A 329-nucleotide genomic window follows, 5' to 3' on the forward strand; every position below is an offset into this window, starting at 1 on the left:
CCCAAGGTAGCTTCATCACCATTGCTGATTCCGTCGCCATCGCAGTCGCTTGTAGCTAGGGGAGTTCCGCCTACGGAATCACAGTCATCCAAAGGATTGGTACCGTCAGTGACTTCCTGACCATCTGATATGCCGTCACCATCGGTATCGGTATCGTTGGGATCCGTGCCCAAAGTCGCCTCATCGCCATTACTGATTCCGTCGCCATCGCAGTCGCTGGTGCTCAAAGGAGTACCGCCTACGGAATCACAATCGTCCAAAGGATTGGTACCGTCGGATACTTCCTGTCCGTCGGGGATACCGTCACCGTCCGTATCGGGATCGTTGGG

The 329-nt window shown here is 55.3% G+C and carries 1 pseudogene; it reads right to left on the reverse strand.

The features are described 5' to 3' along the window. Positions 1 to 329 (reverse strand): annotated as a pseudogene (locus BUB37_RS21635) (hypothetical protein); the annotation flags it as partial.

The organism is Pseudozobellia thermophila (assembly GCF_900141855.1).
GTDB classification, from domain to species: domain Bacteria; phylum Bacteroidota; class Bacteroidia; order Flavobacteriales; family Flavobacteriaceae; genus Pseudozobellia; species Pseudozobellia thermophila.